We start from the raw sequence: 20,329 nt of genomic DNA, 5'->3' as shown, positions 1-20,329 counted from the left end.
GCTGTGAAGGAGCAAAATGGCACGCCCGTCAAAAATCGATAAAGATCTGGCCGTTTCAGAAGCCATGCAGGCAATCTGGAGCGACGGCTATGCGGCCACATCCGTAAAAGCCATGTCAGAACGCCTGGGGATCACTCGATCCAGCTATTACAACGCCTTCGGCTCGCAGGAAGCGCTGTTTAAAGCCGCGCTGACATCATATGCGGCCCTCTCGCCCGACCATGTATTGGCCGAGATTGATGACGACGAACCCATACTTCCATTGATCACTGTCATGTTCAAAACGATCTGCAGGGTGCGCGCAGAGGATCGGCACCACCGCGGTTGCATGATTGTGAATGCGCTTGCAGAGCTCGCCGGCAGCCACGACGAACTCGGTCCATTCTTAGAAGACTGGATTTTACAAAGCGCAGCACGTTTGGAACACCTTTTGACGATCGCCATCCAAAACGGAGAACTCCCGGCGGACACCGATGCACATGCCAAGGCGCTGGCCCTTCAAGCGTCCCTACTTGGCCTCAACACGCTCTCAAAGGCGTTGCACAGCGAAGCTGAACTTTGGATCACGGCCAAGGCATCTTTGAAAGGTCTGGGACTGTTCGCAGAGGCCAATTAAGCCCAAGCCACGCACCGCCTAAAGTGATTTGAACTTGGCCGCCTGACGCGGGGTCCATTTCACCGTGATGTCAAAACCGGTATCTGTTTGCGTCTCATCTTCGACAATGTTTTCGGCGAACAACCAAGCCCGTTCTTTTCCAGCCGAGAACGGCAAATTCAGCACTTCGACTTTCACATCGCCTTGAAGGCGCTTTGTGACCTCTGCAAGCAGCAGGTCGATGCCTTCGCCAGTGATGGCTGAAATCGAATAGATATCGTCTGCCCGCGCCGCTTTGGCATGCATCGCTGCAATATCGTCTTCTTCAAGAAGGTCGATCTTGTTCCAGACCTCAAGCTGGGGAATATCCTCTGACACACCTAGTTGGGTCAGGATGGTATGCACGTCTTCGGCTTGATTATCGCTTTCTGGATGCGAAATATCCCGCACATGCAGGATGATGTCCGCGGCCAACACCTCTTCCAAAGTCGCGCGGAAGGCTGCGACCAATTCGGTCGGCAGATCAGAGATGAAGCCCACCGTATCGGACAGGATGACCTCTGGCCCATCGGTCAACTCAAGCCGCCGCATGGTTGGGTCAAGTGTCGCAAAAAGCATGTCTTTCGCGAGCACCTCAGCCCCGGTTACCCGGTTGAAAAGCGTAGACTTTCCGGCGTTGGTGTAGCCCACAAGCGCAACAATTGGATAAGGCACTTTGGCCCGCGCACCGCGATGCAGCTCGCGGGTTTTGACCACCTTCGCCAATTGGCGGCGGAGACGCACCAGTTGGTCGTCAATCGCCCGGCGGTCCGCCTCGATCTGGGTTTCACCAGGACCACCCACAAAGCCCAAACCACCACGTTGGCGTTCCAAGTGGGTCCAAGCGCGCACAAGCCGGGTCCGTTGATAGGACAGCGCCGCCATCTCGACCTGCAGTACCCCTTCTCGGGTTCGCGCACGGTCAGAGAAGATTTCCAAGATCAACCCGGTCCGGTCCAGAAGTTTAACCTTCCATTCCTTTTCCAAGTTGCGCTGCTGAACAGGCGTCACGGGTCCATCAATGAGAACCAATTCGACCTCTTCAGCCTTCAGTTTTGCGGCAAGTTCTTCAATCTTGCCTGAGCCAAACAACTTACCGGGCTGAATTTTTTGTAGCCGCACAACGTCTGCGCCGACAACTTCCAAATTCGGAAGCGCAGCCGCAAGTGAAACCGCCTCTTCCAAAGCAGAAGAGGCGTCGCGTTTTTGATCTGCGGATTTTACTTCGGGACGCAGCACCCAAGCGCGGGTGACATGCGTTTCGTGTTCCATCATAGGATAGTTCTACACCCTCGTTTATTGGGCGTCTTCGCCCTCATAAAGGCTGATCGGCTGGGCCGGCATGATTGTCGAAATCGCATGCTTATAGACCAGTTGGCTTTGCCCATCGCGGCGCAGAAGAACGCAGAAATTGTCAAACCAAGTGATGACACCCTGCAATTTCACACCATTGATGAGAAAGATTGTGACCGGAACCTTGGTCTTACGTACGTGATTCAGGAATGCGTCCTGGAGGTTCTGTCTATCCGAAGCCATTGTTTGTTCGCCTTTATTCTTCTTATGCTGCGGTTAAGGATACCTAACCATAAGTATGGAGGGACAGTAAACAAGTTTCCACCCCCAAAACGCGAGGAATTCCACTTAGTTCCCCCGTATTTCGTCACTTTTGCCAAAGATTGGGAGACAAAAGTGCGATAATGGCGAGGGTTTCAAGACGTCCAAGAACCATGGCTGCTGAGAGAACCGCTTTGACGCCCCAGCTTTCACCAAGGATGTCGATGGGTACAGAAACGGCGCTTTGCGCCAACGGTCCTGTCGTCGATAGCGCTGAGATTGCCAAAACGATCCCGTCCTGAAAACCAATACCGAGCCCTGTCAGCAACAACGTGACTGCGGTCATGGACAGTGCAGCCAGCATGAAAAAGACCCAGGCAATCAAAGCGCCTTTGCTTCGAATACGCCGGCTCCTCATGCCCGTGGTACTCACAGAATTCGGATGCACCAGCCTTTCCATCTCTCGCAGGCCTTGCAGATAAAGCGCATATACCCTGAGCAGTTTGACGCCACCCGCTGTTGTCGCGACGCCACCGCCGACCATGGCAAGACCTAATAGAATAAGGCCAGGCGTTCCCAAACCAGACCAGTTCTGTGCCGTTTGCCACTCTGCACTTTCAAACCCCGTGGTGGTCAGGAAGGACAAAACAGTGAAGACCGAACCCCACGCCGCTCTAAATGCGGCCAATACGTTTGCTTCTTCATCAACCTCAATCGCCCCGTACCAGTGACGCAAAAGCAAAAGGGTTGGCACAATCGCGATCAGAAAAAGCCCAAAGCGGAACTCAGGGTCATCAAACAAGCGCCCACGCCGGGTCGCCCCTAGATCGGTCGCGAAGGTTTGCCGAGACAGAGCGAAGAACATGAACAAGAAGACCAAGACTTCTCCGCCAAGACCAGTCGATGCATTTTGCACGCCGCCCACATTGGAAATTCCGCTGGTCGCCATGACGGACATGGCATGGGTCGCCGCAGTCAAAGCCCGCTCGCCAATCACCATTTGCAAGATCCACAAAACCGCCGTCAGGCCGATATAGATCGGCAGCAAATGCACCGCAGTCCGACGCCAACGCTTGCCCGGGTCAAGACTGCCAAGCCTTTGACCTTGTTCATTATATTGCCCCGTTTCGCCACGCGTCGTGACTTCAAAACCACCCAAACTCAGCGGCGAAAAGACCGCGACAGCGGCCACCCACATCATCATGCCACCCATCCAGCCAACAAGCGATCGCCATAGGTGCAATGCAGGTGACAATCGGGATGGCTCATCAAACAAAACAAGCCCTGTGGTCGTCAGGCAGCTCACCATTTCAAGGTAAGCGTTCAAGAAACTGGTCGTTCGCAGGGCTTCATAAAATGGGAAGGCCAAAACGATGGGCAAAACCGTGTAGGCCCCAAAAAGCGCCAGCAAATACCGTTGTAGCCGCACGTCCCGACCTTCTGGTTCGCGCAGGGTCACTGCAATGAGCGATGTGGCAAATAAAGTTAGAATACCGCCGTAGAAAAAGCTTCGCGCCTCATGGAAATCTTCAAGCCGCAGGGCATAAATCGCTGGCAGAAACATCGCCAACCCGCTGATCCCGGCAAATTGCAGGATAAGGGGGATATTCTGGATGGCGCGGATCATGAGAACCTAGAAATAGTCGATGGAGACTTGCAAGAGGCGCTCCACTTCACCGACATCTTTGGACAACGAGAAAAGCGCTATAATGTCGCCCTCTTCAATGCGCATGTTGCCGGTTGGCTTAAGCAACTCACCGTCTTTCAGAACGCCGCCAATGAGAACCCCTTCTGGGAAATCAATGTCTCTTATTTGTTCGCCCGTAATCGGTGAGGTCGAAAGGACTTCGGCTTCAATAATCTCGGCTTCAGCGTCGCCCAAAGAGTAAACGTCACGCACGCGCCCATGGCGGATGTGGCGCAGGATCGAGGAAACCGTGGTGCCACGAGGGTTAATATGGGCGTCGATTCCCAATGGTGCCATCAAAGGCACCAAAGTTGGGTCATTGATCAGCGCAATTGCCATCGGACAGCCTTGGGATTTCGCGCGCACAGCAGACAGGATGTTGGTTTTGTCGTCATCCGTCACCGCAAGAACCGCATCAGCACGTGATGTGCCTGCTTCGCGCAGCAGCGACGCGTCCATTCCGTCGCCATTCAACACAATGGTGCGCTCAAGGGCATCTGCAGAAATCTCAGCCGTTTTACGGTCTTTCTCAATCATCTTCGCGCGGATTGCGCGGTTTGGCAGCGCTTCCAACTCTTGAGCCACCATGCGGCCCACATTACCGCCGCCAATGATCACAACGCGCTCTTGGGTCTGGGAAGTTTTGCCAAAGATCTCCATCGTGCGCAGCGTGTCGCGGACATCGGCCATGACATAGACATCATCGCCCACAAAAAGCTGATCGCCCGGCTCCGGCGCAAACAAGGTGCCATCGCGGCGAACCCCAACCACCACAGCGCGCAGGGTTGAGAACAGGTCAGAAAGCTGCCGAAGCGGCGTATTAACAACGGGGCAATCTTCGTCCAAAACGATGCCCATCAATTGCATTTTGCCTTCTAGGAAAAATTCCGTGTCAAAAGCTGCAGACGCGGCCAGACGTTTCAACGCCGCCGCAGCGACTTCGCGTTCGGGGCTGATCACCACCTCGATGGGCATGTGATCGCGGCGATAAAGGTCAGAATAGATGGCATCCAAATAGGATTGCGCCCGCAGGCGCGCAATCTTGCGCGGAACATCAAACACCGAATGCGCCACTTGACAGGTCACCATATTGACCTCGTCAGAATAGGTCGCGGCGATAATCATATCCGCATCCCGCGCCCCTGCCCGATCAAGCACGTCAGGGTAACTTGCAAAGCCTGCAACGCCTTGCACATCAAGCGTATCGGTTGCACGCCGCACCAAGTCCGGATTGTTATCCACAACTGTGACGTCATTGCGCTCATTCGCCAAATGGCGGGCGATCTGCCAGCCCACCTGGCCTGCGCCGCAAATGATGACCTTCATGCATGCCTCCGCATTCGTAGGACCCTTGGTGTGGCAGAGCCAGCAAAGGGCGTCAATTGCTTGATGAGCTTAGGTTTCCTCGACCTCATCCACACGGGCAACCCGGTTGCCCGCCTTGTTCGAGGTCACAACCCCCAAAGATTTGAGCTTTCGGTGCAATGCGGAACGCTCCATGCCAACAAAAGTGGCCGTACGGCTGATATTTCCGCCAAAACGGTTGATCTGCGTCAGCAAGTACTCGCGCTCAAATGCCTCCCGTGCTTCACGCAACGGCAAAGTCGCCAAAGAGCCGGACAGGACCACCCGCCCCTCTTCTTCTGATGGTGCTTCATTGCCTGGCAGCTCTTTCGCATCGATATCGCCGCTGCTGTCGCCCAGAATAAGCACCCGTTCGATAAGGTTCTTCAGCTGTCGCACGTTGCCCGGCCATGTCATGGTTTGCATCAAGGCAACGGCTTCGTCAGAGAGTTTGCGTTGCGGCAACCCCTGAGTTTCGTTCAGCTCGTTGATAAAGTGTTCTGCCAAAGTCGGAATATCTTCGCGACGCTCTTCCAAGGACGGCACGCTGATCGGCACCACGTTCAGACGATGGAACAACTCTTGGCGGAACCGATCCGCTGCGATTTCCTGCTCCAAATCCTTGCTGGTCGAGGAAATCACCCGCAAATCAACCTTTTGCGCATCGCGGCCGCCGACACGGGTAAAGCTCTGATCCACCAACACACGCAGTATTTTGGACTGCGTTCCCATGGGCATATCAGCGACTTCATCGAAATAGACGATACCGCCGTTTGCTTGCTCCAAAAGGCCCGGTTCCACACCGCGCTCAGTGCTTTCTGAGCCAAACAAAACCTCTTCCATGCGCTCAGGTTCAACGCCCGCACAGTTCACCGTTACGAACGGCGCGCTCGAGCGGTTGGAATGCGCGTGGATGTAGCGCGCAGCTACTTCTTTGCCCGACCCAGCAGGGCCACAGAGCATCACACGTCCATTTGACTTCGTGACCTTTTCAAGCTGCGACACCAGCCCTTTGAATGGCGCAGATGACCCAATCATTTCGGTCGATTTGCTGTCCTGACGCTTCAGTACTTGGTTTTCGTGGCGCAGGCGGCTGGTTTCCATTGCGCGGCGAATAACCACCATCAACTGGTCAATATTAAAGGGCTTTTCGATGAAATCATAAGCGCCTTGTTTGATGGCTGCGACCGCGATCTCGACGTTGCCGTGACCGGAAATGATCACGACCGGCACATCTGGGTAGTCTTTCTTGACCACTTTCAGGATGTCGATCCCGTCCATGTTGCTGTCTTTCAACCAGATGTCCAAGATCATCAAGGCTGGCTGCGCTGCGGTTACTTGACTCATCGCTTCGTCACTGGTGCCCGCAAGCCGAGTGGTGAACCCCTCGTCTTCCAAAATATCCGAAACCAACTCTCGAATGTCGCGCTCATCATCAACGATCAGAATGTCGCCTGTCTTCTCAGTCATGGCTCTTTCCCCCAACTCTATTCTTTACGATCGGCGTTCGCCGCACTTGTTACTGGCAAAGTGACCTCTGCCGTCTCTGTTATTGGCAGAGTGATCTCTGCCATGGCCCCACAATGGGCATTTCCGTCAAACACAGGCGCATCAAGCAAAGCTAAGGTGCCGCCGTGTTCTTCGATGATCTTTTTAACGATTGGCAGCCCCAAACCGGTGCCTTTGTCCCGCGTCGTGACATAGGGCTCAAACAATTTGGCGCGGTCTTCTGGAAGGCCGATGCCATTGTCGGCAATCCGAATAACGCATTCGCTTTCTTCTTTCAGCATGGTCACACGGATCTCAGGTTTGAGCGCTTCAACAGTTCCTTTTTCCGACAGGCTTTCAATGGCTTCACCGGCATTTTTAATCAGATTGGTGAGCGCTTGACTGAGCATCGTGTCATCGGCAAAACCGTGTATTTCAACGGTTGGAATATCCGACACAAAAGTGACATTTGGTTGTCCGGCTTCTTGAAGCAAAACCGCATCCCCCACCAATTGCGCAATATCGACGTCTCTGCGTTCCGGCTCTGGCATTCGGGCGAATTTACTAAACTCGTCCACAATGCGGCGCAGATCGTTTGTTTGGCGCACGATCACATCGGTCATGGAATCGAGCTTTTCTGAGTCATCGCCCACCATTGGCGAGAACTTCCGCTTGATCCGCTCTGCAGAAAGCTGGATCGGGGTCAGAGGGTTTTTGATCTCATGGGCAATGCGACGAGCGACGTCACCCCAGGCGGCCATCCGTTGTGCGGTCACAAGATCCGTCACCTCGTCAAAAGCAACCACATAGCCTTCTAAAGCCCCATCTTCGGTACGCCGGATGGCGATCCGCACCAGCAGACTTTCAAGCTTACCGTCACGCACCACTTTGATCTCTTGCTGCGCGACTTCATTGCCTGACTGACGCAAATCCTCAAAAATCTCGCCGAACTCTGGGATCGCAACCGCCAAGGGAACGTTGGAGTCACGCTGTTCGTGATCAAGAACATGTTCCGCAGAACGGTTTAGGAAAGTAATTCGACCAAATGCATCAAGCCCAATCACACCCGAAGTGACCGAGCCAAGCACAGAGTCAAACAAACGACGCCGACGCTCAATCTGGTCCGTGTTTTTCAGAAGTGTTTCCCGCTGTCCCTTCAACTGCCTAGTCATCTGGTTGAAGTAGCGTCCCAGCATGGCGATTTCGTCATCGCCATCTTCCTCAATCACTTGGACATCAAGATCGCCCGCACCAACCTGTTGAGCGGCATCTGTAAGACGCCCTACGGGACGGCTAAGACGCTCAGAGAACATCAAACCAAGCCATGTGGCCGCGAGGATCAAAATCGACGCAAAGCCCATGTAAACAAGGCCGAAACGGATCAGAACATCGCCGCGCTCATTCTCAAGCTGCGCATAAAGCTGCGCGCTTTCTTTCGTTTCATCCAAGAGACTGAAAATCGCGGGATCTACGACACGGGTCACATAAAGGTAGCGATCAACAAAAGCATCTAGACGCACCAGCGCGCGAAGCTCGCTTTGTTCCAAATCACGGATGATTTCGATCCCGTTCTCGGAAGCTTGTTCTATCTGTGCTTCTGACGGCTGTTCGAAATCAAAAAGATAAGACCGCGCCCCGCGCGCAATAATCTCACCAGCCCCATCAACGATAAACGCCTCGCGAAGCCCTCTTTGAATCTGAGGTTGAGCCTGTGTCAGCAAAAGACGGAAATCGGTGTTTCGAAAGACGACACCCTGTGTCGCACGATTAGCATTGATGAAGCGCGCGACTTCAATAGCATCAGTCTCAAGCCCGCTGATATGCTCGGCCTCATAGGCCTCCGCAGCGGCCACAGAACTGCCCACCACATTGCTCACGCGCTCTGAGAACCACCCTTCAAGGCCAATATTGATCGTAAGACCGGCAAACACCGCCATTGTCACCGCCGGCGCCAAGGCCATCAGCGCAAAGGCTGCGGTCAGACGTAGATGCAGACGAGATCCAGCTGATTGAGCACGTCGAGACGCGATCATGCGCACCACGCGCTGCATGATCAGCGCTGCAACAAGCAGCACATACACCATATCTGCAAGCAAAACAGAGCGCAGAGGAATGCTTGAGCTGCCCTGTTGAAGCGGCCCGAAGACGTAATAGGTTAATCCCGCAAGAATGGGGCCCAGGATCACCAACCCGAAAGTGGCGAAATTCTGCGCACGACGCTGGCGTCTAAGACGTCTTAGACGGATCCAATGTGATGTTTTTGCCCGGGTCGCCACCCGCTGCCCCCAATTGATGTTGCGCCCTTACTGGGCTTCCCTGCTACATATGGTGGCGAATTGCGGCTATGAGGCCGATCCGCCACGCCCTGTGGCAGTTTTACATCAACTTACGACGGCGTGTCACGTGAATATCGAGGTCGGTGATCTTCTTGCGCAAAGTATTGCGGTTGATGCCAAGCAAATCAGCGCATTTCGCTTGATTACCACCGGTCGCATCAAGCGCGATTTCGATCAGCGGCAGCTCAATTTCCCGAAGGATACGTCCGTATAGACCCGGCGGCGGCAGAATGTTGCCATGAAGATCGAAGTAACGCTTCAGATGGCGCTCCACCGCGCCAGAAAGCTTCTCGCTTTCGCCACCACCAAACAAAGGCACGGCTTCTGGCTGAGTTCCCAGCACCGACTCCGCTTCTGATCGAGAAATCTCTTCACCGCGGGCCGTCAGGATCAGGCGGCGCACTGCGTTTTCAAGCTGACGAACGTTACCGGGCCAGCTGTAAGCGCGGAACAATTCACGCGCCTCTTCAGAGAAGACACGCAACGGTCCGCCGTCCCGTTCAGAACGACCAAGGAAATGTTCAATCAACAGTGGAATATCGTCCACACGCTCGCGCAGGCTTGGCACATGCAGACCAGCACCGTTCAGGCGATAGAATAGATCCTGACGCACCTCACCCTTTTCCACCAAAGACATCAGGTCTTGCTGACTTGTCGCCATGAAACGTGGTGAGTGCTCCATCGGATTGTCGATCATACGTACAAGACGCGCCTGATCTTCGTCATCAAAGTCGCTGACTTCATCAAACAAGATCGTGCCGCCCTTTGCCCGCGCAAAGATCCGAGCCGGTCCCTCGATATCGCTGATATCTGCTTTGGTTACCGTAATGAACGGCAAATTTCGGCGATCAGAGAAGTCATGTATCTCTTTTGCAATCAGAGACTTACCCGTCCCACTTTCACCTGAAATGAGAACTGGCAAGTCAGTATTCATGACGCGCGCAACCACGCGATAAAGCTGCTGCATCACCGGCGTACGACCGACGAGCGGCAACTCATCAGGGCGCTCACTTTCTGTGGACGCCGCCTGCACAATTGTACGTTTCTGGCTCAGGGCTTTACCGGTACGCTTCATCAAGTCCGGCAGGTCAAACGGTTTTGGCAGATAATCATAAGCATCCGCTTCCGCCGCCTGAATGGCCGTCATGATGGTGTTTTGCGCCGAAATCACGATGACCGGCAGACCCGGACGATCCTCTGAAATCTTCGGAAGCATTTCCAAGCCATTCCCATCCGGCATCGCGACGTCGGTGATCACCACATCGCCTTTGCCTTCACCAACCCAGCGCATCAGCGTGGTCAGTGAGCTGGTGGCATGCACCTTACAGCCGGCGCGCGTGAGCGCTTGGGTCAAAACCGTGCGAATTGTGCGATCGTCATCTGCGACCAGAACGGTACCGTCCATGACTTAAGTCTCCTCTGGAGGAACGAGGCCTTTAGGGGCCCGTGGGAGTGAAATTCTAAAAACTGTGCGACCGGGAACGGAATCTACAGCGATCCATCCCCCGTGGTCTGAAATGATTTTACTAACCAGCGCGAGGCCAAGCCCCGTGCCATTTTCTTTACCGGATACAAACGGATCAAAGATGTCGCCTTTGATGTCCTGCGGCAGACCCGGCCCGTCGTCGATGATTTCGACCTGAAGCGGAAGAGATTCACCGCTGCCATCACGGCGGCGTAACTTAAAGTTATGCTCGAAGTAGCTCCGAATACGGATTATGCCATTTCCTTCAGAGGCTTCCGAGGCATTCTTGATCAAATTCAAGAAGACCTGAAGCAACTGATCACCATCACCCAAGGCGTAAGGCAAAGACGGATCATATTCTTCTTTGATCGTCATATGCCCGCCAAAACCAAGCAGTGCCGAGCGGCGTGCGCGGTCCAGCAAATCGTGAATATTCACCGCGTTTTTGGCAGGTGGTTGCAGGTTTCCGAATTGCTCGACTTGTTCGAGTAGCTTCACAATGCGACGGCTCTCTTCGACGATTAGGTCCGTCAGCTCCAACTCTTCCTGCGGGAGGTTCATAGACAGAAGCTGCGCCGCTCCGGTGATACCGGCGAGCGGGTTCTTAATCTCATGCGCCAGCATTTCAGCCATGCCGATCGCGGATTTCGCGGCGCTCTTGACCGTATCAGAGTTATTTACGCGGCTTGCCAATTCACGTGGAGAGATCAGGATCATCATTTGACCCGGGCTGCCCGCCACCTGCGCAATTTGCACGTTACACTGCAATGGCGGCGCGTTACCGGTGCCCACGTCCACGTCGTTGACGAACAGAGATGAGCCAAGACTGCGCGCCCGATCAAAAGCTTCTTCTAACGGCGCATCCACAGAAATGCGGTCCCAGACCGGAACGCCGCGAAGTGTTTTAGCAGATGCATTCAAAAAGCTTTCAGCAACGCCATTGATATCCAAGATATTGTCGGCCCCATCAACCAGCACAGCCGGGACCGGCAAGGATGCCCAAAGAGATGCGTTGTCAATCATGCGGCGCTCCGGTGATCATTCGGCGCCAGAGCAACCGGTAATAGCGATAAGGTTTCACTTGGAGTTTTTGCCGTAAGAACTTGATTTCGAAGTTCTTTGCCAGTTTCAATATAATCCATATACCATGACAGGTGCTTGCGCGCGACGCGCACGCCAAGAGGAACACCGTAGAAGCTCAACATCGCTTCATAGTGCTCTGATACCATTTCGATAAATGCATCCGAAGTCGGGATTTCGGGTGAGGCCGATCCAAACAGCTCCGCACCAACCTCTGCCAGTTTCCAAGGCTGGCCCTGAACGCCACGCCCCATCATGACACCATCCGCACCGGAGCTTTTCAAAGCTTCGCCTGCGCTTTCTGCGTCCACGATATCGCCGTTGGCAATCACAGGGATCGAAACAGCATTTTTGACGTCGGCAATCGCACTCCAATCCGCGGAGCCTTTGTAGAACTGACAACGGGTACGTCCGTGAATTGTGATCATCTGAATGCCCGCCGCCTCTGCGCGACGCGCCAATTCCGGCGCGTTCAGGAGATTGTCATCCCACCCAAGGCGGGTTTTAAGCGTGACCGGCACATCGACGGCATCGACGACCGCTTCAATCAATGTCAGTGCATGGTCCAAATCGCGAAGCAAAGCAGATCCAGACGCGCCAGCCCCGCTGGAGCTCGTGACCTTTTTGGCTGGACAGCCCATATTAATGTCGATGATCCGAGCGCCGTTGCTTTCTGCATAGCGCGCCGCCTCGCCCATCCAATGCGCCTCACAGCCCGCGATCTGCACAGATGTTCCTTCAACACCCAAGCCCAGCTCTGCCTTTTCACGCACACCCGGCTTGGCATTCAGCAAATCTTGGGAAGCAATCATCTCAGACACAACCAGACCTGCGCCGAATCGCGAGACAAGCTCGCGAAATGGCAGGTCAGTGATCCCTGCCAGCGGCGCCAAAAAAACAGGCGGGTCTAATGTCAAATCTCCGAGACGGATGCTCAACTGTCTAATCCTTGTCACTTGCGCTCAATTTAAGGAGGAATCGATGGGCTCTCAACGAATCTAAGCGCATTTTTGTTTCAGAAATACGCAATTGCCTACTTTTTAATCAATTAAAAGGGGGAGATTGCGTCTTTGCGTGGCAGCCCATAGACAGAGCTTATGCAAAATACGCTTCTAAAATCAGCGGCACAGGCCGTTGCGACAGTCGCCGGTGCTGGATATTTGCGCCCTGCGCCGGGCACTTGGGGATCCGCGGTTGCCGTTGGACTCGCCATCCTTATTCACCAAATCGGGGGCTTTGCCGCCCTCGCAACCGCGACCGTTTTGGTTTTCTTCGTTGGCTGGTGGGCCACGAAACAGGTTACGCGTGGCGCGGAGGATCACGATCCCAGCGAAGTGGTTATCGACGAAGTGGCCGGACAGTGGATTGCGCTACTGGTGACGAGCTACGGCGCGCACCGCATGAGCGCCGATCTACTTGACCTTTACCCGGGCGTCATCGCTGGCTTCATTTTCTTCCGCCTCTTTGACATCACCAAACCCAACCTCGTGGGCTGGGCCGATCGACGCGGTGATGCATTGGGGGTGATGCTCGATGATGTAATCGCGGGTGTCTATGCCGCCATCGCGACAGGCATCCTCGCCGTTCTTTTCCACGTGGTGCTCTGATGACCTCTGCAACCGACGTCTTGAATGCCGCAAAAGCCAAAGGGCTCATGATCGCAACGGCTGAAAGCTGCACCGGCGGCATGGTCTTCGCGGGCCTTACGGATATCGCTGGCTCATCCGCCGTGATGGAGCGCGGGTTTGTGACCTACACGAATGATGCAAAACGCGAGATGCTTGGGGTGTCAGAAGCCACTTTGGATGCCGTCGGCGCGGTATCTGAGGAAGTCGCAAAAGAAATGGCAGAAGGCGCGCTGAAACATAGCAAGGCAAATATTGCGGTTTCGATCACCGGTATCGCTGGACCGGGTGGATCAGAGCATAAGCCTGAAGGTCGCGTCTGTTTTGGCATCACTAGAAAAACTGAAACCGTCACCGAAACGGTGGAATTTAATGCAATTGGTCGAGAAAATGTGCGCGAAGCGGCGCGGAATCATGCTTTCAAACTGCTCATAGACGCAATATCCACGTTTTGACTATTTTTTAATCTTTTAGCATATTTTTTAGATTATTTTTTAATCACCCCTAGAATTGTCCAAATAATAAGCATCAACAAACCAATTGCTGCTTTGTTTTGCATCCCTCATCCGCTTTCTCCCCTGCAACGAAACATTGGGAAGGAACGGGACAATGAACGGAGCGGATACCGCTTGGATTATCGTCGCCACAGCACTCGTGCTGTTTATGACCCTACCGGGTCTGGCGCTCTTTTACGGCGGCCTTGTACGTGCGCGTAACGTATTAAGCGTCTTCATGCACTGCTACGCCATCGCGTGTTTGATGAGCGTCCTGTGGTTCATCTTTGGCTACTCTATTGCCTTCGGTGGCGGCGGAACCGGCTATTGGGGCGGCTTGGACAAGATGTTCTTGTCTGGCGTCACTGTAGACAGCCTGTCAGGCACCCTGCCCGAGGTTCTGTTCTTTGCCTTCCAGATGACCTTTGCGATCATCACACCAGCGCTGATCGTTGGTGCCTATGTGGAACGCATCGGGTTTGGCTTTGTGCTACTCTTCTCTGCCCTATGGATGCTCCTGTGCTACGCGCCTGTTGTTCACTGGGTCTGGGGCGGCGGCATGCTGGCCGATGGCGGCATTTTTGGCGACACGGGCGTGCGCGACTTTGCAGGCGGCATCGTGGTTCACGAGACCGCTGGTATTGCGGCGCTCTTGATCGCAGTGGTGCTTGGCCCGCGCAAGAACAACACGACCCCTCCACATGCGCCTTGGATGGTGATGATCGGCGCAGCGATGCTCTGGGTTGGCTGGTTCGGCTTTAACGGCGGCTCTCAGCTGGCGGCAGATGGCGGCGCAGCGATGGCCCTGACCGTTACGCATATCTCAGCAGCAACCGCGTCCCTGACATGGGCTCTTTGGGAAAAGATCAAATACGGCAAAGCGTCTCTCGTCGGCATGGTCACCGGTACGATTGCGGGCCTCGCATCCATCACCCCGGCCTCTGGCTTTGTTGGCCCAGTTGAGGCATTGATCATCGGCGCGGTGGCAGGTGTGCTCTGCCAAGAAGCGGTCAACCTGATCCGCAACGGCCTGAAAATCGACGACACGCTCGACGTATTCGCGGTCCACGGCGTTGGCGGTATCTTCGGCACCATCATGATCGCAGCCTTTGGCCAAGGCTCTTGGGCGGCTCAGCTGGGCTCTCTGGTCATTGTCGGCATCTTCACCGTCGTCGTCACCATGGTGCTGATCTATGTCGTGAAAGCCATCACTCCGCTGCGCGTGGATGAGGAAACCGAGACCAACGGTCTGGACCTCGCCGTGCATGGTGAGCGTGCTTACGACGTCAGTTCGTAAACGGATCGACCATAGCATTTTTAGATTGGGCGGCCTTCGGGTCGCCTTTTCTTTTTTGCACATCGTTTCAAAAGAATTCTAAACAAATTCCTCGCCGCGGCTTATAGAGTTTTGACTAAGAACGAACGCGCAGAACTTGAGGACTTCCCATGAACCTGATCGGGCTCATCATTATCGCCGTGACAACCCTGTTCCCGGCATACCAACTGTTCACCCTTCCCAATATCACCGACCAACTGGCCTTGTTTTCTCAATACCTTGGGATTGCTGCGTTGATCTTGATGGCGTGGGGTCAAATCCTCTCGACACGGGTGCGTGGAATTGAGACCATTTTCGGAGGCCTCGATCGGGTTTACGTCCTGCACAAATGGGCGGGCATTCTCGCCATGGTCGCCCTTCTTCTACATGATACAATCGATGCAGACATGCGCGGTCTTGGGCAGGCAGGCGCGCTAGAGGACTTGGCAGAAACGCTGGGTGAAATCAGCCTTTACGGCCTGTTGATCCTCGTCGTGGTCTCTATCGCAACGTTCATTCCTTATCACCTTTGGAAATGGACACACAAAGCAATGGGCGCGATGTTTATCGCGGGCAGCTTCCATTTTGTCTTCATTCTAAAGCCCTTTGCCATGACCGACCCGGCCGGGCTTTACACCGGCGCTTTCTGTGCTTTGGGTGTGATCGCCTACATCTGGATGCTTTTGCCTGAAGGTATGCGCCCAAGCCATGGATACAAAATCACTGGCATCCAGAAATCCGGCGACGCTCTGGCCATCACCCTGCAGCCACAGGGCAAAGGCCTAAAACCGGCACCTGGCCAGTTTGGTGTGTTCCAATTCACGGACACGGGCAAAACAGAGCCACACCCGTTTAGCTTCTCCAAAGTGGAAGAGGATGGCACTCTGCGTGTGACGATCAAAGCCTTGGGAGATTTCACATCTCGCCTTGGACGCTTTGTTGAAACTGGCCAAGACGTACGCATTCAAGGGCCCTTTGGCCGCTTCCGTCACTACGGCAAAAAACAAGAAGTTTGGGTCGCTGGCGGTATCGGGATCACACCATTCTTGGCTTGGGCCCATGCGCTAAGCGCGGATGCCCCCCAGATCAATCTGTTTTACTGCGTAAAATCCAAAGAGACCGCGCCGCATTTGGATGAGATTGAAGCCCTTGCAGCAGCCAAATCCAATTTGACGCTCCATGTGATTGCTTCAAACGAAGGTCAGCGGCTATCTGCGGATATGATTGCAGACCAAGTTGATGGCGACCTGTCCACGATGGGCGTGTCCTTCTGCGGCCCTGTTTCATTGCGCGAGGCGCTTCAAAAAGGCTTGTCTCGCCATGGAGTTGGACCAAGAAGCTTTCACTTTGAAGAATTTGAGTTCCGCACCGGCGTGGGCCTAAAAGCCCTGGCGAAATGGGTCATGAGCAAGAAAGAGCCCGCTTTGGAACAGATCGCCGCACATCGCAACAAACGCGCCTGAAGCGGCCAAAACCAAGCGCTGCCCGAATGAAAATTTTGGGCAGCGCAGTGCGGCCTTACCCGTAAAGTTCGGCCGCTCGGCTCTCAAACGCTCGCACAATCCGGTGCATTGCTTCGTTGAACACAACGCCGATGATGCCTTGCAAGATTGCATTCTTGAATTCAAAATCCACGAAGAAAGACACATCACAGCCGCCTTCGGTATCCTGAAAATCCCATGTGGATTTCAGGAATTTGAAGGGGCCATCCAAATACTCTGTGTCGATGCTTTTCTCATTGGGATGAAGCAGGACTTTGGACCCAAACCGCTCGCGAAACACTTTAAAAGAGATCACAAGATCCGCGAGCATCAGTTCCGCATCGCCTTCTGGGCTGCGCGAGCGGATACGCGCTGCAGCACACCATGGCAGGAACTTCGGATAGGACGCCACATCCGCCACCAGATCATACATTTGCTGCGCGGTGTAAGGCAGCGTGCGGGTTTCTGAATGGGTTGGCATCGTTTCTTTTGAATTCCAAGTAAGTCTATGGACAGTGCGCGATCATTTCGTATGCTCTGGGCGTAAAATCAAGGGGCAAACATGACACAGCCAGACTATGTGATCGACCAGATGATCTCTGCCAAAAGCATCGCGGCTCGGATTGAAGACCTCTGCGACGAAATCCGGCGCGAATTTGCAGACACGGACAAGTTGGTTGTGGTGGGGCTTTTGCGCGGATCTTTTGTGTTTATCGCTGACTTGGTGCGCGAACTTGATCTGCCGGTTGAGGTCGACTTTTTGGAAGCATCCTCCTATGGAAATGCGATGGAAAGCAGCCGAGAAGTTCGCATTTTGAAAGACTTACGTGGCGAAATTCAAGGTCGAGATGTGCTGGTTGTCGAAGACATTGTCGACACTGGTCACACTCTGCATCACGTCAAACACCTGCTGGAAAGCCGTGAGCCACGTAAGATGAAGATGATTGCGCTTTTGGATAAACCGAGCCGGCGTGAAGCGGATGTGAAAGCGGACTGGACTGGTTTTGAAATTCCAGACGAATTCGTTGTCGGCTATGGGATCGACTACGCCCAACGCAACCGTAACCTGCCCTTTATTGGCAAAGTGCGGTTCACAGAATGAACCCACGCTGGTTCCTGCGCATGGCACTTTGGGCGCGCAACCCGCCATCGCGTCGGCGCATTCAGATCGTTTTCGGCACAATTGCCATCTGCGCAGTGATCTATGGATATGAACAGATTTTTGGCTGGCCGGATGCCCTGACGGCAGAGCGTATCGGCAACAAAGGTCTAAAGCCGTAGACCTGTTTAAGGCCCGCGCTCAAGAGAATGTGACGGTTTTTTCAATCTCGTCGCTTCGTTTTTACACGCGTTCGGTTATGGTGATCTCATAAAAACACAAATTTTAGGGAGAAAACCATGAAACGTCGTGTTTTGACGACCATCCTCGCCATCGCCATTGCGGGGCCAGCCATAGCTGATAAAGCGATTGAAAGCGCAATCAAAGCGCGCCAAGGCCAGATGCAGATCTATCAGCACAATCTGGGAATTCTGGGCGCAATGGCCAAAGGCACCGTAGACTATGATGCAGCAGCAGCGGCGGCGGCGGCAAATAATATCAAAGCCGCTGCGAGTTTAGACGCCATGTCCATGTGGCCCCAAGGGTCTGATATGGACAGCGTCGAAGGCACGCGCGCAAAAGCTGAGATCTGGACAACCTTCCCTGCGATTGCCGAAAACGGCATGGCCATGAGCAACGCGGCGGACGTAATGGCCGCTGCGGCGGGCACGGACTTAACCGCTTTACAGGGCGCGATGGGCGCTTTGGGCGGCGCGTGTAGCTCTTGCCACAAAGCATATCGCGGCCGACGGTAGGTCGCTCTTATGGCCCGCATTTTCCGTTACTTAGGTTTATTAGGGCTTGCGGGCCTTGCTGCCTTTTACATGATAACAATGCCACGAAGTGTGGATGAGGCACGTTTTGATGGGCTGACCGGTGATTCCGGTCGCGGCGCATCGGTGTTTCACGCCTCTGGCTGTGCCTCCTGCCACACCGCGCCGAAGGTCGAATTCTCTGACACGCCTATTTTGACAGGCGGGCAGTCCTTCCCGTCGGATTTTGGAACTTTCTTGGCACCCAATATCTCTCCGAGCGCAGAGCATGGCATCGGAACCTGGAGCGTTTTGGACTTTGCCAACGCCGTTCAGCGCGGGGTGTCCCCTGGTGGCAAACATTATTATCCCGTGTTCCCTTATACGGCTTATGCGCAAATGTCCGAACAGGACATTGTGGACTTAAAGGCCTTTATCGACACCCTGCCTGCCAGTGACATTCCAAACCAACCACATCAGGTGGGCTTTCCATTCAACATCCGCCGCACGCTTGGCGGCTGGAAGCTGCTGTTTGCTGGAAAAGACTGGGTCTTGCAGGACGCTGCCACGCCAGAATTGATCCGAGGCCGCTATCTGGTTGAGGCGCAGGCCCATTGTGCCGAATGCCACACACCGCGCAACCCATTGGGGGGCTTGGACCGTTCAAACTGGCTGGCCGGATCGGTGCTGCCGGGTGAAGGCAAGGTGCCCGGCATCACTCCAAAAGAGTTGGATTGGGCGCCAGAAGATGTCGCCTATTATCTAGAAAGCGGCTTTACGCCAGAGTTTGACAGCGCCGGAGGGGCCATGACTCATGTCGTTGAAAACATGGGCCAATTGACCCCAGAAGACCGCAACGCAATCGCGGCCTACTTACAGGTTTTCAAATAAAAAAGAGCGCCAATGGGCGCTCTTTTTACTGCTATTTTGGACAGATCACTTTTGACCGAGCTTCGCCAAGCGGTTCTCGCGCAGACGCGCGAAATCGTCGCCAGCGTGATACGAACTGCGGGTCAAAGGCGTGGCTGACACCATCAAGAACCCCTTGCCATATGCGGCCTTTTCATAGGATTCAAACTCTTCTGGCGTCACAAAACGATCCACCCCGTGGTGCTTTGGTGTTGGCTGCAGATATTGGCCGATGGTAAGAAAATCGACATCTGCGGCGCGGGCGTCGTCCATGACCTGCAACACCGCCTGGCGATCCTCGCCCAGACCAACCATGATGCCGGATTTGGTAAAGATCGACGCATCGCGTTCTTTCACCCGCTGCAACAGGCGCAGACTGTGAAAATAACGCGCGCCCGGGCGTACCTCTGGATAAAGGCCCGGCACGGTTTCAAGATTGTGGTTAAACACGTCAGGCTTCGCATCAACAACAATGTCCAGAACACTGTCATCACATTTCAGAAAGTCCGGCGTCAGGATCTCAATCGTGGTTTTCGGAGAGCGATGTCGCACCGCGCGAATGGTCTGGGCGAAATGTTCTGCACCACCGTCTTTCAGATCATCTCGGTCCACAGAGGTGATCACAACATGGTTCAGCCCCAGTTTTTGAACCGCATCCGCCACGCGGCCCGGTTCAAATACATCCAGATCGTCGGGACGACCGGTGGCGATGTTACAAAACGTACAGCCACGGGTACAAATGTCGCCCATGATCATCATGGTGGCGTGTCCCTGGCTCCAGCATTCGCCGGCATTCGGGCAGCCCGCTTCTTCACAAACTGTCACCAGTTTGTTTTCGCGCATGATTTTCTTGGTAGCGTTATAGCCTTCCCCCGTTGGGGCCTTCACACGAATCCACTTGGGTTTTTTTGGCTGGGCATTGTCCGGACGGTGTGCCTTTTCCGGGTGCCGCTGCTCTGGAATCTTGAGATCTCTCACGTAGGAGGTCCTTGCAGTGCGATTTACGTCAGTCTGTCTTACCATAGCGACAAAGCCTGACCATTGCCATAGCTGCAATGCCGCTATG

At 54.3% G+C, this 20,329-nt stretch carries 20 protein-coding genes; 9 read left to right on the top strand and 11 right to left on the bottom strand.

Annotated features, from left to right (window positions below):
* Nucleotides 1-16 precede the first annotated feature (16 nt).
* Nucleotides 17-616, top strand: coding sequence for a TetR/AcrR family transcriptional regulator (locus tag TA5113_RS13850; protein ID WP_058314309.1), 600 nt, complete (start codon nt 17-19; stop codon nt 614-616).
* Nucleotides 617-634: 18 nt separating this feature from the next.
* Here TA5113_RS13850 and hflX read toward each other — a convergent pair whose 3' ends face one another.
* The 9 genes from hflX to dusB all read right to left on the bottom strand — a co-directional run bounded on the left by hflX (nt 635) and on the right by dusB (nt 12,526).
* Nucleotides 635-1,906 carry a GTPase HflX gene (gene hflX, locus TA5113_RS13845; protein ID WP_058314492.1) on the bottom strand — a complete coding sequence of 424 codons (1,272 nt, stop codon included), beginning with the start codon at nt 1,904-1,906 and terminating at the stop codon, nt 635-637.
* A 24-nt stretch (nt 1,907-1,930) separates the two neighbouring features.
* Entirely contained in the window at nt 1,931-2,170 is a 240-nt protein-coding gene (hfq, locus tag TA5113_RS13840; RefSeq protein WP_058314310.1) for an RNA chaperone Hfq, read from the bottom strand.
* Nucleotides 2,171-2,294: 124 nt separating this feature from the next.
* A complete protein-coding gene (locus TA5113_RS13835) occupies nt 2,295-3,815 on the bottom strand; it encodes a TrkH family potassium uptake protein (RefSeq protein ID WP_058314311.1) in 1,521 nt (506 codons plus the stop codon).
* Nucleotides 3,816-3,821: 6 nt separating this feature from the next.
* Nucleotides 3,822-5,201: a Trk system potassium transporter TrkA gene (trkA, locus tag TA5113_RS13830; RefSeq protein ID WP_058314312.1), complete on the bottom strand. Its 1,380-nt coding sequence runs from the start codon at nt 5,199-5,201 to the stop codon at nt 3,822-3,824.
* Between the two features lie 69 nt (nt 5,202-5,270).
* Entirely contained in the window at nt 5,271-6,689 is a 1,419-nt protein-coding gene (gene ntrX, locus TA5113_RS13825; RefSeq protein ID WP_058314313.1) for a nitrogen assimilation response regulator NtrX, read from the bottom strand.
* 17 nt (nt 6,690-6,706) lie between these two features.
* Nucleotides 6,707-8,983 (bottom strand): sensor histidine kinase, encoded by a 2,277-nt coding sequence (locus TA5113_RS13820; RefSeq protein WP_245627131.1) that lies wholly within the window; start codon nt 8,981-8,983, stop codon nt 6,707-6,709.
* Nucleotides 8,984-9,083: 100 nt separating this feature from the next.
* Nucleotides 9,084-10,448: a response regulator gene (locus tag TA5113_RS13815; RefSeq protein WP_058314314.1), complete on the bottom strand. Its 1,365-nt coding sequence runs from the start codon at nt 10,446-10,448 to the stop codon at nt 9,084-9,086.
* 3 nt (nt 10,449-10,451) lie between these two features.
* Nucleotides 10,452-11,531 (bottom strand): two-component system sensor histidine kinase NtrB, encoded by a 1,080-nt coding sequence (locus tag TA5113_RS13810; protein ID WP_058314315.1) that lies wholly within the window; start codon nt 11,529-11,531, stop codon nt 10,452-10,454.
* Nucleotides 11,528-12,526: a tRNA dihydrouridine synthase DusB gene (gene dusB / locus TA5113_RS13805; protein ID WP_058314316.1), complete on the bottom strand. Its 999-nt coding sequence runs from the start codon at nt 12,524-12,526 to the stop codon at nt 11,528-11,530. The genes TA5113_RS13810 and dusB overlap by 4 nt, the downstream gene beginning before the upstream one ends.
* A 159-nt stretch (nt 12,527-12,685) precedes the next feature.
* Here dusB and TA5113_RS13800 point away from each other — a divergent pair, with 159 nt between their 5' ends.
* The 4 genes from TA5113_RS13800 to TA5113_RS13785 all read left to right on the top strand — a co-directional run bounded on the left by TA5113_RS13800 (nt 12,686) and on the right by TA5113_RS13785 (nt 16,485).
* Nucleotides 12,686-13,195 (top strand): phosphatidylglycerophosphatase A family protein, encoded by a 510-nt coding sequence (locus TA5113_RS13800; protein WP_058314317.1) that lies wholly within the window; start codon nt 12,686-12,688, stop codon nt 13,193-13,195.
* Entirely contained in the window at nt 13,195-13,668 is a 474-nt protein-coding gene (locus tag TA5113_RS13795) for a CinA family protein (RefSeq protein ID WP_058314318.1), read from the top strand. The genes TA5113_RS13800 and TA5113_RS13795 overlap by 1 nt, the downstream gene beginning before the upstream one ends.
* 154 nt (nt 13,669-13,822) lie before the next feature.
* Nucleotides 13,823-15,004 (top strand): ammonium transporter, encoded by a 1,182-nt coding sequence (locus TA5113_RS13790; protein ID WP_058314319.1) that lies wholly within the window; start codon nt 13,823-13,825, stop codon nt 15,002-15,004.
* Between the two features lie 149 nt (nt 15,005-15,153).
* Nucleotides 15,154-16,485 (top strand): ferredoxin reductase family protein, encoded by a 1,332-nt coding sequence (locus TA5113_RS13785; RefSeq protein ID WP_058314320.1) that lies wholly within the window; start codon nt 15,154-15,156, stop codon nt 16,483-16,485.
* Between the two features lie 55 nt (nt 16,486-16,540).
* On the opposite strand, the gene TA5113_RS13780 is transcribed toward TA5113_RS13785, so the two are convergent.
* Entirely contained in the window at nt 16,541-16,984 is a 444-nt protein-coding gene (locus TA5113_RS13780) for a type II toxin-antitoxin system RatA family toxin (protein ID WP_058314321.1), read from the bottom strand.
* 81 nt (nt 16,985-17,065) lie between these two features.
* On the opposite strand from TA5113_RS13780, the gene hpt reads away from it, so the two are divergent.
* From hpt to TA5113_RS13760, 4 genes are all read left to right on the top strand, one after another.
* Complete coding sequence (hpt, locus tag TA5113_RS13775; protein ID WP_058314322.1) at nt 17,066-17,605, top strand: hypoxanthine phosphoribosyltransferase; 540 nt, start codon at nt 17,066-17,068, stop codon at nt 17,603-17,605.
* Nucleotides 17,602-17,784: a hypothetical protein gene (locus tag TA5113_RS13770; RefSeq protein ID WP_058314323.1), complete on the top strand. Its 183-nt coding sequence runs from the start codon at nt 17,602-17,604 to the stop codon at nt 17,782-17,784. Before hpt ends, TA5113_RS13770 begins: the two co-directional genes overlap by 4 nt.
* A 117-nt stretch (nt 17,785-17,901) precedes the next feature.
* Nucleotides 17,902-18,357 (top strand): c-type cytochrome, encoded by a 456-nt coding sequence (locus TA5113_RS13765; protein WP_058314324.1) that lies wholly within the window; start codon nt 17,902-17,904, stop codon nt 18,355-18,357.
* Nucleotides 18,358-18,366: 9 nt separating this feature from the next.
* On the top strand, nt 18,367-19,245 hold the full coding sequence (locus TA5113_RS13760; protein WP_058314325.1) for a c-type cytochrome: 879 nt from the start codon (nt 18,367-18,369) through the stop codon (nt 19,243-19,245).
* A 45-nt stretch (nt 19,246-19,290) separates the two neighbouring features.
* On the opposite strand, the gene lipA is transcribed toward TA5113_RS13760, so the two are convergent.
* On the bottom strand, nt 19,291-20,241 hold the full coding sequence (gene lipA / locus TA5113_RS13755) for a lipoyl synthase (protein WP_058314494.1): 951 nt from the start codon (nt 20,239-20,241) through the stop codon (nt 19,291-19,293).
* Between the last annotated feature and the right edge of the window lie 88 nt (nt 20,242-20,329).

Source organism: Cognatishimia activa, assembly GCF_001458335.1.
GTDB classification, from domain to species: Bacteria; Pseudomonadota; Alphaproteobacteria; order Rhodobacterales; family Rhodobacteraceae; genus Cognatishimia; species Cognatishimia activa.
This window is presented reverse-complemented; position numbering and strand designations above follow the sequence as displayed.